Below are 14,946 nucleotides of genomic sequence, written 5' to 3'. Positions count from 1 at the left end.
ATCTGAAAGTAGATCAGAGATCTCTTGGAGTGTTTCTCTCATCTACTTGAACAGCATTAATTCAAATACATTTCATGACTGTAGACCACTTCATGCCCATTCCAATAAATATATCCTTTTTCAATCAACTCTTTAAGCAATAAACGAACATCAGATTTAGGGAACATTTTTTCCAATAGATCGCGCAATGCATAAATATCTTTGGGTTTCGATGTTTTTAAATCATTCAGTTTATGAATCACTTCAATTTGAACAGGATCAATCTGCTCAAAGTTTTTAAACAGCACCTGTTGTACCGCTTCAAGTGATTCCTGATCATCTATTTCTTGGATAACCTGTTGCGGATGCGCATGTAAGCTTTCTAAAATTTGATCAATTTTATGTAATTTAATATGCGATTGTTTGTCCAGCTGTTGATCAGCTTGGTCATGAGAAGTTGAATTTTCTATATCGAGACTGATCCACTGTTTTAAGACCTTTTTCCGATAAGAAATTTGTTCATCAAGGCATTTCACAATTCTTAAATTAATCAGCATTCCTACAAGATGCTTTGCTTTTTCTGGCACAATTTGCAATGTATTGGCAACAGAGTTGCGTAATTTTTCAATTGTATTCGGCTTTCCTGTCATCTTTGCTAAAGCATCACAATACTTTTTAACCATTTGTAAATACGGTTTATTTTGAATTGTTTCAAGACTTGGAAGCTGTCGTTTTTGACTTGGCAATTGACCAGTCGGATCAATTTGAACAAGACGGCAATCGAGATGTACATTACGGATGATATCCAACAACACCGTACAAGTGGATGTGGCAGAAATAATTTCGATCTGTGTATCTGGTGTTAAGAGTGCCAATAATTGCCCTGCAATCACGGCATACTCATATTCTTTTTGAGCCGATTGAGGAACGTCTAAAATCACCACTTGACCACTGTTGATCCAACTGGAAAGCGCTGTGAGATCAGCCAGTGAATAATGAAAATGCCCAGTACAATTAAAAAGATATAATGTAGCGTAATGCTCAACCATTTTACCCAGCATTGGTGCTGTAGGCATATTATTTTCAAGGTCAAAAAGAACAACTGTATCCGGCATGGTCAAAAGTTTGCAATTAAACAGTGGCGTGCATTACAGCGGGCTTTCAGTAAAAGGTCAAATAAAATTGGAAATTTAACTATAAATTTCCAATTTTTACGCTCAGGTTAAATTGCACATGTCTAAAGACTATTGAATATTGGCAATCACATGATCAGCCTGACAAGTTGTCCCCACGTTTGCCGATATTTGTATTTGACCACTTTGGTGTGCGAGCACTTGAACTTCCATTTTCATGGCTTCCATAATCGCTACCACTTGCCCTTCAGTGACGTGCTCTCCTGTTTGAACTTTCCATGCCACGATTGCGCCATTAATGGGTGCAAGCAAATGCTCAGGTAGAGTCTCTAAAGATGTTTTTTGTTCTTCATGTTGACCAGTTGGCATAATATTTTGGGCAAACAGCGCCGCAGGCAGTCCTAAACGGTGTAATTTCCCATCAATTTCGATATAGCTCAATGTCATCGCTTGCTGATGTTGAGGAATACTTCGCTGCGTCGGTTTTAATACCTGCTTAAAGTCATTTTCAATCCATCGAGTATGAACTTTAAATTCTTCAGTAAAATCAGGTTCATTCAATACAGCACGATGAAAATCTAGTACTGATGCAACACCTTCGATTTTAAATTGCTTGAATGCACGTTTTGCACGTGCAATTGCGATCTCACGGGTTGAGCCTGTCACAATGAGCTTCGCCATCAAAGAATCAAAGTGGCTTGAAACCAACGAGCCTGTACGGACACCTGTATCAACACGTACACCATGACCAAAAGGTGCTTCAAACAGACTCAATGTGCCAAATGCAGGAATAAAGCCACGACTAGGATCTTCCGCATTAATCCGGAACTCAATAGCATGCCCAAGTGCCTTTGGTGTGTCTTGAATAGACAGTTCTTCACCTAATGCAACTCGGATTTGTTCAACCACCAAGTCTACCTGTGCTGTTTCCTCAGTCACAGGATGTTCGACTTGCAAACGTGTATTCACTTCAAGAAAAGACAATGTACCATTTTGGCTCAACAAATATTCAACTGTTCCTGCTCCAACATATTGTGCTGCCTGACAAATATTTTTTGCAGAACTAAGGATTTCTTGATAAATCTCATCACTGATAAATGGCGCAGGAGATTCTTCGACCAGTTTTTGATTACGGCGTTGTAGAGAACAATCTCGTGTCCCCAACACCACCACATGTCCATGCTGATCAGCGATCACCTGTGCTTCTACATGACGAGGATTATCTAAATATTGCTCAACAAAACACTCTCCACGACCAAATGCAGCCTTGGCTTCTCGAACCGCAGACTCATAGAGTTCTTTCACTTCTTCAAGTTTCCAAACCACTTTTAGACCACGACCACCGCCACCGAAAGCAGCTTTAATTGCAATAGGCAAACCATGCTGTTTGGCAAAGGCTAATGCTTCTTCTGCATTGTTCAAAGGATCTTGTGTACCTTGAACCAGAGGTGCGCCGACTGAAGCTGCGATTTTACGTGCTTCAATTTTATCTCCTAATTTTTGAATCGCAGTTGGAGATGGACCTACCCATTTTAAACCAGCATCAATCACTGCTTGAGCAAACTCTGCACGTTCTGATAAAAAACCATAACCAGGATGCACCATCGTAGCTTTAGATTTCTTAGCAACATCAATGATGGCATCGATATTTAAATAGGTTTCTTTAGCGGTTGCTCCCGCTAAACCCCATGCCTCATCTGCAAGCTCGACATGTAAGCTGCCGATGTCATCATCTGCATACATGGCAATAGATGTGATACCCATATCACGACACGCTTGAATAATACGTACAGCAATTTCGCCACGGTTGGCGATTAATAGTTTTTCATTGGCATAATTTTGCTTGTTCATTTCAATTCTCTATCTCTACAAATTCGGCAATTTTTCTAAACTTGACATGGCAATCTGCAGGTATTTGCGCCACCAGATTCCAATGGTGTTTAGCAACCGAGGCAATCACGGGATAACCACCAGTAAGTGGGTGATCGTTCATAAACAAGACTGGCTGACCATTTGGTGGAATTTGTAAAGCGCCAATACAGGTACCTTCACTTTCCAACTCATGGGTCACTTTACGGTTGAGTGGTTGTTTACCCAACAAGCGCAAACCAACACGGTTACTTTCATTGGTGACTAACCAGGATTGATTGCACAGTTTCTCAATACTGTCTTGATCGAACCAATCCGTGCGGGGTCCCATCACAATATCCAGTTCAACCGTGTCGCCAAGTTGAGGGAGATTGGCTTTTGCCACGTCATTGATCGTGATATTGGATGGGACAACTTGACCTTGGTAAAGCACATCCCCCACTTTTAAGGGATGTGGACCAAGAATTGCTAAACTGTCAAAAGAACAGCTATTTAAAACAGGCTGAATGTCGAAACCACCACGAACTGCAAGATAATTTCGTAGTCCAGCACGAGGAGTTTGTATGTGAAACTCATCACCACAATCTAATGCGATGGGTTGATAACACTCAAAATCAGCGTTTTGACCATCTGCAAATTTCACATGAATATTTGAAATTGCACCCGCCACAGCAATAACCGCTGAATGTTGCATTTTTGCTTTTAAACCGCCATTTAAAATCTCAATTACGGGTGTGTCAGTTGGATTACCCACAATTCGATTAGCACTGTGCATAGAATCAATATCCATCGCACCTGCTGTCCCAACACCAATACTGGTCTGTTGAAAGCGACCTTCATCTTGAATCGAAGTTTGCAATCCAGATGCAGTCAGTTTAAATAATGGTAATTTTGAACCATTGTCTTGCACCGAGGTGATCTGTTTTGGTACATCTACAGAAATAGGATGACGTGTCACATCTTCAAAATTTACAGTCATTCCGGGTCTTAACAGTGCAGGATTCGAGCGTTCCAAATCCCACATTTTTTCAGTTGTTGTACCAATCAATTGCCAACCGCCAGGGCTATCCTTCGGATAAATGCCTGAATATTGACCTGCTAAACCTAGAGAGCCTGATGGAATTTTTTTACGGGGCGTTTTTAAACGCGGAATATCCGTAAACGGCTGGTCAGGACTATTCATATAGGCAAAACCAGGCGCAAAGCCAATAAATGTGACATCCCAAGTACTTTGATGATGTTTACGAATCAAATCTGCGACAGATAAGCCCTGTAACTCTGCCACTTGTGCTAAATCTTCACCATCATAACGAATGGGAATAATCACTTGCTGGCAATGTCGCTGAATATCTAAATCTATATTTAAGCTACCGATTAAAGTCGATAAGGTTTTGAAGTCAGTGTTGATCTCATCAAAAAACACCAAAATCGTCTTTGCAGCAGGAATTAAATCTTTGATTCCTTTCAAGTGTAAATTTTGCAATTTGCTGTATAACGCCAAAGTTTCTTGCAAACTGGCAAGTTCAATCAAGAAACTATCGGAATTTACTGATAAAAATCGCATTTACTGATCCTTTCTTTTTTTAACCCATCCAGACACGATCTGGAATGTCGGTAATCAACATGTGTCCCGGTGCATGACTAATTGCAAATGGAATTTTTGAGTTCATTACAGCTGCTTGAGGTGTTACACCACACGCCCAAAACACAGCAATCTCGCCCTGTTCAATACGAGATGCTTCACCAAAATCAGGTTGATTAATATCTTGAATACCTAAACTTTCAGGATGTCCAATATGCACAGGTGCACCATGCACACTTGGCATACGTGCGGTAATTTTCACAGCTTCTGAAACTTGATCAGCAGGAATTGGTCGCATGGAAACCACCATATTTCCTGAAATGCGCCCTGCTGGTTCGCAACTAATGTTGCTCAAATACATGGGTACATTGGTTTTATCATGAATATGACGGACTTCTATACCAGCATCTTGCAATGCTGTTTCAAAAGAAAAGCTACAACCAATTAAAAATGTCACCAAATCTGGATGATCATTGTAAATCTCAGTTGCATCCGTCACTTCATCGACCATTTCACCATCTTTCCAAATTCGATAGCGTGGAAAATCGGTTCGAATATCTGCATCCAATGCCAATTTTGTGGCATAAACACCTTCTTCTAGAACATCGAGAACAGGACAACTTTGAGGATTACGGTGCGCATATAATAAGAAATCATAAGCCCAATCTTTGGGTACAGAAATCATATTCACTTGGGTCATACCCGGCGCCATACCAGCCGTAGGTCGATCAAAACCTGCTCGAATTTGCTGTCTTGCTTGTTGGGTCACTTTTAACTGTGCTGGGTCAACTTTGATATTTTTCAACATGTGTATCTTCCTTTATCCACAAAATGAACGAACCTGAATATCATTTTTTAACAGTTCAGCTTTAATCGCAGCAGACATTTCTAAAGCACCAGCCGTATCACCATGCAAACAAATCGTATCGGCTTGGATCGGGGTAAATACCCCATCAATGGATTCGACTCCACCGTTTTTCAGCATAGACACCACGCGTTGAGCGACAAAATCAGCATCATGCAGCACTGCACCTTGCAAACGGCGTGAAACCAATGAACCATCTCGGTTATAAGCACGATCTGCAAATGCTTCAGAAACCACTGTTAGCCCTGCTTGACGCGCCTGATCGACCAGATTAGACCCCGCTAAAGCGACCAATACCAACTTGGGGTTATACATTTTTATCGCTGCAATGACGGCTTCAGCCTGAACTGCATCTTTGGCAATGGTGTTATAAAGTGCACCATGTGGTTTAACATAGCTCACTGCCGAACCAGCCACTTTGGCAAGCCCATCCAATGCAGAAATTTGGTAGAGCACATCAGCAATCAGCTCATCCCGAGACAAATCCATATTGCGACGACCAAACCCAACTAAATCAGGATAAGCAACATGCGCACCGATACACACATTTAATCGCACAGCCTGCTTTAATGTTTGTAATATCCCTAATGGATCACCAGCATGAAAACCACAAGCAATATTGGCACTACTGACCACAGGCAAAATTTGCTCATCATTGCCCATTTTCCATGAACCGAAACTTTCACCCAAGTCACTATTTAAATCGACAAACATCAGCGTACTTCCTTTTTAATTGAGTGTTAGATTGATTACAGTTTAGTGAGATAATTAAATACTGTTGTGAATGACATATATCCCATCCACCATGTCAGTAAGCAGGTCAGCACACCTAAAATCAATAACCATTTTGGATAGTTATAATTGCCCATGAGGTCTTTACGACATGCAGCGACATAGACAAAAATTGTCAAACCAATCGGTAAAACCAGCCCATTAAAACCACCGACAAAGATCAATAATCCAGCTGGTGTTGCACCTAAAACTACATACAACAGTAATGCCAAAGAAATAAAGCTGATGGTGATATAGTTGGTTTGTTTAGCATTTAGATTCTTTTTAAAAGCTGAAATAAATGAAACTGATGTATAGGCTGCACCGATGGTACTACTGATCCCTGCTGCCCAAAAAATCAAACCAAACAGTTTAAACCCAAAAGTACCTGCGGCATATTGAAATGCTTGTGCTGCAGGATTGGCATCATGGCTGGCTAGATCAATTGTTGCACCACTGACCACCACACCTAAAAATGCTAAGAACAAAACATAGCGCATGATCCCAACAACCACGATCCCTTTGGTTGCTGCCTTTGCAACTTCATCAATGTTTTCTGGCCCAACAGCACCCTTATCGAGTAAACGGTGTGCACCTGCATAGCAGATATAGCCTCCGACGGTTCCACCGACAATCGTGGTGATAATCGCAAAATCAATTTGGTCAGGCGCAAAAGTTTGTTGAACAGCTTGTCCCACGGGTGGCATGACAATAAAGGCGACAATGACAATTAGAATAATTTTGAGCAAACCCAAAACAATCATACTTTTGTCCATCACCAGTGTGGCTTTTCTGGAAGCAAAAATAAGAATAGCCAATGCACCACTGAGTACACCACCAACTTTGGTATCTAAACCAAATAAGGCATTTAAGCCAAGTGCTGCACCTGCAATGTTCCCGATACTAAAGAAGAAGCCGCCAAGAATGACCAAAAATGCAAGTAAATAACCGCTGCCGGGTAAAGCCTTGTTGGCAATATCAGAGGCTCGCATCTGAGTCAGGGTGACCACACGCCAAATATTTTGTTGAACCACATAATCAATCAGAATAGAAATCAAGATTGCAAAGCCAAATGCTGCACCTAATTTCACTGTAAATACAGCAGTTTGTGTAAGGAACCCCGGACCCATTGCAGAAGTTGCCATCATAAATATCGATGCAACAATTGCCCATTGACGGTCAGATAATATAGAAGATTTCAATAAAGACATGTATGCGTTCCTCATCCATTTGAGCTTAATCAACGCTATTTCAAGTTAAACAAAGAACATCAATTTTTCTGAAAATATGAAATTCTTTTATCCTTTAAATCTTGAAGATTTTTTTTGGTAGTGCCCTACCAAATCTATATTTGAAATAAAAGCATAGGAAATGAGCCAGAACAATCAGCCAAAAAGATTAGCAATAAAATTTTAAAATATTGAATTTAATATGTTTTATTTTAAAAATATCATTTTCATAATGATTCATTATAGATACCGATAAGTTCTAATTATCAATAATGTGACAATTTTGGAACTTTAAAAGATCAAATTATGAATCAAAAATAAAGTACAACAGTAATAATTACTTAATTTTTAATTTTATCATTCAACTTTTTCATTGCTTTATCGGAGATCAACACCGCCAAATCCGTTAGTTTTTCCTTTAGAGCAGTATTATTTCCCTGAGTATAAATTGCAGTGAAATGAAAAGTCTTGAGCTGAATCGGGGTATCCAATATCTCCAAGCGACCATCTAAAATTTCCTTGAGTGCAGTCAATTTAGGGACAACAGCTATCCCTAAGCCTTGTTCAGCTAAACGTAATAAGGTTGCCAATGAATAACTGGTAATTGAAAGTGGCTCATCTATTGCCTGTTCTTTCATTCGAGCTTTGAGTTCTTTATAAGGATAAGTAATTCTTGGATAAGTCAAAATAGTATGCGACATCAATGTACGGAATGACATTTGTCCGATGCCTCCTTTAAAGGAAGGGGATGCTAAAAAACTTAATTCAAAATCACACAGTGAACGTTCAATACATTCAAAGGGTAAAGTCGGTCCAAGCAAAAAAGCCATATCCAAATCCCCTACGCGTACACCTTCTTGCAGATCAGGAGTCAAACTCACCACGATTTCGATAGAAACTTTAGGAAACTCTTTTTGGACTTGCTCCATATATTCCACTAACCATGTGTGTACGATGGTTTCAGAGACACCTAAACGAATTGTACCCGTTAAATATTGGCTTTCAGTAAGCTCGGCAACCAGATCTGTTTCAAGCCGCATAAATTTTTCAGCATACTTGAATAATGTGGTTCCCTTATGGGTGGCTTTGATTTGACGAGAACTACGATCCAGTACTTTAAAGCCAAGATCATTTTCAATCGCAGTAATTTTTTGTGAAATTGCGGGTTGTGTAGTTTGAAGTTTGGTCGCTGCTTTATTAAAACTTTTTAAAGTCACCACCCAATAAAATGCTTCAAGGTTTTTTAAGTTCATGATCCATCTTGACCTTATGTATGAATGATGACGGTATGCAAATCCTTTGCCAGCGTAACGGATAATTGTGTAAATGCATAAGCAGTTTAAATCATGCCAGCAACATTCAAATTACATTTTATCTCCTCAGTAATGCGGTGGACGATTGGTCATTGGATCAAAAGCAGCAATACCTTCTGACAAATCAGCGGACTCTACACGTTGATAAAGTAATTGCATTTGTTTTTTTAAATCAGCAATTTCCAAGCTCTGTTGCACAACTTGATCATTTAATTGTTCGACTAAATCATCTAAAAATGCAATTCGGACTTGCAAATCTTCGATAGGTGCGGAAAATGACGCCTGATCATCAAGATTTTTATGTTTAGTCATTTTTAGTCCTCACTGTGGGATGTTTAGGAAACCGTATGGCCTATATTACTATAAGGGATGTCCAACTTGCGTTTGGTGGACCTGCCCTGCTCGATGGCGCAAACTTCAATTTAGAACGTGGCGAACGAGTCTGTTTGATTGGCCGTAACGGTGAAGGTAAGTCTACTTTACTCAAACTGATTGAGGGAAGTTTATTACCCGATCAAGGTGAAATTGCCTTACAAAACGGAATCACCATTTCTATGCTTGCTCAGGATGTCCCTATGGACTCTGGCAAGGTTGCGGATATTGTCGCTGAGGGTGCAGGTGAAGCTGCTCAAGTCCTCAAAGAATACCATGAAGCGAGTGATGCTTGTGTATTAGGTGATATGGATGCTTGTGACCGTATGGGCAACTTGCAACATAAGCTTGACCTACTTGATGGTTGGGCTTTAGAAACCAAAGTTAATGCTATTCTCAGTAAAATGGGCTTAGATCCAGAAGCTGATTTGGCAGATTTATCTGGTGGTCGTAAACGCCGTGTTTTGTTGGCACGTGCTTTACTTACCCAACCTGATGTTTTATTACTTGATGAGCCGACTAACCATTTAGACGTTGAAAGTATCGAATGGTTAGAAAAATTCTTACTCGACCAAAATAATCTCACGCTGTTATTTATTTCACATGACCGAGCTTTTGTCGACAGTATTGCGACTCGTATCGTTGAATTAGATCGTGGTATTTTACGTAGTTATGAAGGCAACTACTCAAGATATCTCGACTTAAAAGCCCAACAAATGGAAGCAGAAGAAAAACAAAATGCTTTATTTGATAAAAAACTGGCTGAGGAAGAAGCTTGGATTCGTCAAGGCATTAAAGCACGACGTACCCGTAATGAAGGTCGTGTTCGTGCATTAAAAGATTTACGTGAACAGTCTAAAGCTCGTCGTTCGCAGCAAGGCAAAGTCAGTATGGCAACGCAAGAAGCCAATCGTTCAGGTAAGTTAGTCTTCGATATTGAACATTTACGTGTTGAATATGATGGCTACCCAATCATCAAAGATTTTTCTGCGTTGGTTCTGCGTGGTGATCGAATCGGTTTGGTAGGTGATAACGGTGTCGGTAAAACGACATTGGTAAAAGCTATACTGGGTGAACTTGAACATGGGGGTTCGGTTAAAACAGGTACACAACTTGAAGTGGCTTATTTTGATCAACTGCGTAATGCGCTAGACCTTGAAAAATCAGTCATGGCAAATGTATCGGAAGGCTCAGACTTTGTGGATGTTAACGGTGGTCGCCGTCATATCTACAGCTATTTACAAGATTTCTTATTCTCTCCTGAGCGTGCACGCACACCCGTTAAAGCCCTTTCGGGTGGCGAACGAAATCGTATTCTTCTGGCAAAACTATTGCTTAAACCATCCAATCTGATCGTCATGGATGAACCCACCAATGACTTGGATATGGTGACTTTAGAGCTTCTTGAAGAAATGCTCAGTGAATATAAAGGGACCTTGTTGTTGATCTCGCATGACCGTGCCTTTATGGACAATGTGGTGACATCGACTTGGGTATTTGATGGTAAAGGCAATATTGATGAATATATTGGTGGTTATCAAGATTACCTTGAGCAACGTCCTGATCAAAAAGTTGTAGACCAAAAGAGTGATGTAAAAAAAGCCATCGCCAAAGCTGAAGCAGCCTCAGTAGCCGTTGAAGCACCAGTCAAGAAAGTAAAACTGAGTTATAAAGACCAACGTGCTTTAGAACAATTGCCTGCCGAAATTGAGGCATTGGAAAAAGAACAGTCTGAACTCTCAGAAAAACTCGCAGACGGTTCATGGTTTGTCACAGATGCCGATGCAGCAACACAAGCTTCTCAACGCTTGGCTGAAATCGATGATCTTCTGTTGGAAAAAATGGAGCGTTGGGATCAATTAGAAGAAATGACCAAAGGTTAATTTTTTATTGTTTCTTCCAAAAAACTCCGTAAATCTGCGGAGTTTTTTTATTGTAGCAATGCTCCAATAAAATCAGCACAGTTTTCACTGTAGGTATTCCCATCAGGATAAATCGCTAGCATTCCTTGATAAGTATTAAGCGTATAGATCATCTAAAGCTTGGCGTTTTTCAGTGCTATGTCCTGCAAAATATAAAAAATGTGCCTGAAATTCAGCACCCGTAATAAATAAGGAGGGTTGATCTTTTCGATGTTCAGACCACTGAAAATCCTTTAAATGCGGTTCTAAATCTGCATAGTTGTTGATCATTCTTTTACTCGTACAATCTCACTTACCAGATGCCATTTAATTTTCTTGGCTTGTTTTAAAACCATATGGTCATAGCATTCTAAAAAGCGAGGCGCGATATCACCTTTCAATAAAACTACATGTTGGCGGTAGTCAGAAAGGTAATTTTCTTCATAACTATTTATCGAATCTATTTCATACTTACCCCCACTATGTACTGGCTGACCATCTAAATCCAACTGTTCATCATAGCGGTAGACGCCATCAATCTCGCATGGTCGTCCAGATTCCAAGTAAATATTCTTCTTCGCTGGTGTACACTCTTGATAATGCCCACGATCAGGGAAAATATCAGGCGCATCTAAACGTCGAATCCATTTACGACTTTCATCAACATCTAAAACTTGATAGTTATTACCCGTATCCCAACTAATATGCCAATATGCACCATTCCGTAAAGGGCGTAGTGCCTTATTGAGATTAAAATAACTGTCTAAAACAGGTTGATTGCTTGGCAGTAATTGAGGAAATTCTTCAAGTTGAAATAAAAAACCTTCTTGTTGTTGCTGTGGTTTTAAATTAAAGTGCTCACAATATTTGGGGAAAGTTTTAACTTCACAAATTCGTTGTACCAAGCTATGACTAATATAGGTCAGCCAATCTATACTTTTAATGCCATTTCGAATTTTACTTCTTTCACGAATACTAGCACCTTGATAAATCCCCCAAAAGCGTTCGCCTTGTGCCAATGAATAATCACCAACGCCCATTGGCTTAAAGGGTAAAACCCCTTGAAAACCAGCCACTGCATGATAGACCCCAAGCTTATCAATACACATTTGGATTAAAGACATCAGGATTTGCTTTTGTTCAGGATCAAAAATCAATTGATTAGGTACATGAAAAGTTAATGTTGAACTATATAATTTATGCCCTTCCCAACCACGATTGGTAAATGCCATCAGTGCATATTCTGGTGCCTCATCACGTTCACCTGATGCGCAGTACCATTCGATTTGATCATCTGGATCTGGATTCTTTTTAAGCACTTCACGAATACTCGGCATTTCTATAATATCGGTATAATGGATTTTTCCATTCTTATCAAAATCAATGCCCCAAGTGAAATGCTCTGCAAAATATTGGTTATAAGCTTCAATACATTCGGCTAAAGCTTGGCGTTTTTCAGGAGTATGTCCTGCAAAATATAAAAAATGTGCCTGAAATTCAGCACCCGTAATAAATAAGGAGGGTTGATCTTTTTTATGTTCTAGCCACTGAAAATCTTTTAAATAAGGCTCTAAATCTGCATAGCTATTGATCATTCTTTACTCGCACGATCTCACTCACCAAATGCCATTTAATTTTCTTGGCTTGTTTTAAAATCATATGGTCATAACATTCTAAAAATCGAGGCGCAATATCACCTTTCAATAAAACCACATGTTGTCGATAATCATCCGTTGAATTTATTTCATAATGATTTCTATCAGCAAAACCGACAGACATTGGTTGACCATCTAAATCTAATTGCTCATCATAGCGATAGATACCATCAATTTCACAAGGTCGTCCTGATTCTAGGTAAATATTCTTCTTCGCTGGCGCACGCTCTTGATAATGTCCAAGATCAGGAAATATATCAGGCGCATCCAAACGACGAATCCACTTTCGACTTTCATCAACATCTAAAACTTTATAATTATAACCAACATCATCACTAATAGCCCAATATGCACCATTTCTTAAAGGGCGTAGTGCCTTATTCAGATTGTAATAACTGTCTAAAACAGGTTGATTGCTTGGGAGTAATTGAGGAAACTCTTCAAGTTGAAATAGAAAACCTTCTTGTTGTTGCTGTGGTTGAAGATTGAAATGTTCACAATATTTAGGAAAGGTTTTAACTTCACAAATTCGTTGTATCAAGGTATGACTGACATAAGTCAGCCAATCAATGCTCTTAATTCCATTTTTTATTAAATTAGTTTCACTCTCATCCGCTCCTAAATATATCCCCCAAAAACGCTCTCCTTGTGTACGAGCATAGTCTCCAACCCCAATAGGTCTATAAGGAAGAATACTTTGTAATCCTGCTACAGCATGATAAGCCCCGAGTTTATCAATAAACATTTGAATGAGAGAAATTAAAATATTCTTTTGTTCTTCATCAAAAATAAACTTATTTGGAACACAAAATTTAATTTCAGAACAATATAACAGGTGCCCTTGCCAGCCACGATTGGTCATCGCTGAAATCATATATTCAGGAGCTTCTTTTTGTTCTCCCGATGCACAATACCATTCTATAACATCATCTGGATGTGATTTCTTTTCAATCACTTGCTTGATGGTTGGCATTCTAGGGTCATCTAAATCGGCATAATGTCCTTCGCCTTGATCATCATAATATCCGCCCCAAACCAAATGTTCACCAAAATATCGATTATAAGCTTCAATACACTCAATTAAAGCTTGACGCTTTTCAGGAGTATGCCCTGCAAAATATAAAAAATGTGCCTGAAATTCAGCACCCGTAATAAATAAGGAGGGTTGGTCTTTTCGATGTTCAGACCATTGAAAATCCTTTAAATAAGGCTCTAAATCTGCGTAGCTATTGATCATAATATTATTTCCTATTTTTTATGAATGCGCCAAAGTGGCAAAGCCTGTAATCAGTAAACCTCCACCCACTGCCTCACTTGTACCGATTGCCCCTGCTGTAGCCACTGCCCCACCTGCTGCGCCTGCCAAAACCACCGTTCCACAAATAAATGCTCCTGCGATACCAACACTGGCAGTAATCGGAATCATCATACTTTGATATTCTTGAAGGGGTACAAGTTGGCGATAAAAAATAACTTCTGGTGATGGTGGTGCAATCAATTTACCTAAAGCACCGAGCATACTTGGAATCCCTTTTCTTGCTGTCAATCCAACATTTGCAGGACGAAATGTTGCATTCGCTAGAGGGTTTGGATTTTTTATTGGTGGATAGACAGGGATTTTTAATCCCCCACTTGGAGGTTTTCGAGTATCACAGTTACAGTCTTTGTCAGCTATTTCTCGAACCTTTTTAGGTGCTATTTTATTGTAATCCCTATATTGATCTTTTCCCCATTTATCTTTACCAAATTTAATTTCAACTAAGCGCTCAATATTGGCATTAATAGGATTAAAGCGATTCCAGTCAATCGTACCTGACATGCGCATTTCAATAATTTCAGATGCTTTAATGCTAAGAACAGTGACATCTGGGATGCGAAAATCCCCCTTAGATAGATCTTCAATTTCACGTTTAGCTGCACCCAATGGAAAGCTCGATGGTCTATGCTCTCGACCTTTTTTATCACTCATCAATGCTTTCGGCGGTTCTATTCGCATGTTATAACCAACTTCCGCGAGATATGCCCATACACCAAAATTCGCTTCAGCCTCTGCTTGGATGGCAAGCGTGACAGCTCTTTGATAAAGCTTTTGTCCATTTTTTCCAATTTTAGGGGCTTTACTGGCCGCGCAAATATGTGCACATAAATAGGTTTTATTTGTGCCCGTTTCTAATTTAATCACTGTCCCTTTCGTATTAGTTTTTGTTACAGATGGTTTAGTCTTATTGGGACTAGTAGAACCTGAACCTGTTGTATCTCGACCTGCCATTTTATTTT

General features: G+C 39.6%; 12 protein-coding genes and 1 pseudogene. 1 reads left to right on the top strand and 12 read right to left on the bottom strand.

The genetic code is table 11. The features are described 5' to 3' along the window. Nucleotides 1-56: 56 nt before the first annotated feature. From ACINWC743_RS15960 to ACINWC743_RS15925, 8 genes and pseudogenes are all read right to left on the bottom strand, one after another. On the bottom strand, nt 57-1,094 hold the full coding sequence (locus ACINWC743_RS15960) for a hypothetical protein (protein WP_009586140.1): 1,038 nt from the start codon (nt 1,092-1,094) through the stop codon (nt 57-59). 129 nt (nt 1,095-1,223) lie between these two features. Then, nucleotides 1,224-2,963 (bottom strand): acetyl/propionyl/methylcrotonyl-CoA carboxylase subunit alpha, encoded by a 1,740-nt coding sequence (locus ACINWC743_RS15955; protein ID WP_009586164.1) that lies wholly within the window; start codon nt 2,961-2,963, stop codon nt 1,224-1,226. A 1-nt stretch (nt 2,964) separates the two neighbouring features. Continuing rightward, complete coding sequence (locus ACINWC743_RS15950; protein ID WP_009586103.1) at nt 2,965-4,545, bottom strand: urea amidolyase family protein; 1,581 nt, start codon at nt 4,543-4,545, stop codon at nt 2,965-2,967. 19 nt (nt 4,546-4,564) lie between these two features. Beyond that, nucleotides 4,565-5,371 (bottom strand): putative hydro-lyase, encoded by an 807-nt coding sequence (locus tag ACINWC743_RS15945; RefSeq protein ID WP_009586102.1) that lies wholly within the window; start codon nt 5,369-5,371, stop codon nt 4,565-4,567. 12 nt (nt 5,372-5,383) lie between these two features. Then, nucleotides 5,384-6,142 (bottom strand): LamB/YcsF family protein, encoded by a 759-nt coding sequence (locus ACINWC743_RS15940; protein ID WP_009586126.1) that lies wholly within the window; start codon nt 6,140-6,142, stop codon nt 5,384-5,386. A gap of 35 nt (nt 6,143-6,177) precedes the next feature. Beyond that, nucleotides 6,178-7,429 (bottom strand): annotated as a pseudogene (locus ACINWC743_RS15935) (NRAMP family divalent metal transporter). Nucleotides 7,430-7,769: 340 nt separating this feature from the next. Beyond that, a complete protein-coding gene (gene mumR / locus ACINWC743_RS15930) occupies nt 7,770-8,681 on the bottom strand; it encodes a LysR family transcriptional regulator MumR (RefSeq protein ID WP_004826621.1) in 912 nt (303 codons plus the stop codon). Nucleotides 8,682-8,807: 126 nt separating this feature from the next. Further along, the gene (locus tag ACINWC743_RS15925) at nt 8,808-9,053 is read right to left on the bottom strand and encodes a SlyX family protein (protein WP_004826619.1); all 246 of its coding nucleotides are present in this window, start codon (nt 9,051-9,053) and stop codon (nt 8,808-8,810) included. Nucleotides 9,054-9,088: 35 nt separating this feature from the next. Between ACINWC743_RS15925 and ACINWC743_RS15920 the strand changes: the two genes are divergently transcribed. After that, complete coding sequence (locus tag ACINWC743_RS15920) at nt 9,089-10,996, top strand: ATP-binding cassette domain-containing protein (protein WP_009586161.1); 1,908 nt, start codon at nt 9,089-9,091, stop codon at nt 10,994-10,996. A gap of 135 nt (nt 10,997-11,131) precedes the next feature. On the opposite strand, the gene ACINWC743_RS24530 is transcribed toward ACINWC743_RS15920, so the two are convergent. Genes ACINWC743_RS24530 through ACINWC743_RS15905 form a run of 4 tightly spaced genes read right to left on the bottom strand, consistent with a single transcriptional unit; the run spans nt 11,132 to nt 14,938 of the window. After that, the gene (locus ACINWC743_RS24530) at nt 11,132-11,305 is read right to left on the bottom strand and encodes a hypothetical protein (RefSeq protein ID WP_009586104.1); all 174 of its coding nucleotides are present in this window, start codon (nt 11,303-11,305) and stop codon (nt 11,132-11,134) included. Then, complete coding sequence (locus tag ACINWC743_RS15915) at nt 11,302-12,609, bottom strand: type VI immunity family protein (RefSeq protein ID WP_009586075.1); 1,308 nt, start codon at nt 12,607-12,609, stop codon at nt 11,302-11,304. Before ACINWC743_RS15915 ends, ACINWC743_RS24530 begins: the two co-directional genes overlap by 4 nt. Further along, on the bottom strand, nt 12,599-13,906 hold the full coding sequence (locus ACINWC743_RS15910; protein WP_009586127.1) for a type VI immunity family protein: 1,308 nt from the start codon (nt 13,904-13,906) through the stop codon (nt 12,599-12,601). Before ACINWC743_RS15910 ends, ACINWC743_RS15915 begins: the two co-directional genes overlap by 11 nt. 18 nt (nt 13,907-13,924) lie before the next feature. After that, nucleotides 13,925-14,938, bottom strand: a complete 1,014-nt coding sequence (locus ACINWC743_RS15905) for a hypothetical protein (protein ID WP_009586090.1) — start codon at nt 14,936-14,938, stop codon at nt 13,925-13,927. Between the last annotated feature and the right edge of the window lie 8 nt (nt 14,939-14,946).

The organism is Acinetobacter sp. WC-743 (assembly GCF_000335555.1).
Taxonomy (GTDB): domain Bacteria; phylum Pseudomonadota; class Gammaproteobacteria; order Pseudomonadales; family Moraxellaceae; genus Acinetobacter; species Acinetobacter bereziniae.
This window is presented reverse-complemented; position numbering and strand designations above follow the sequence as displayed.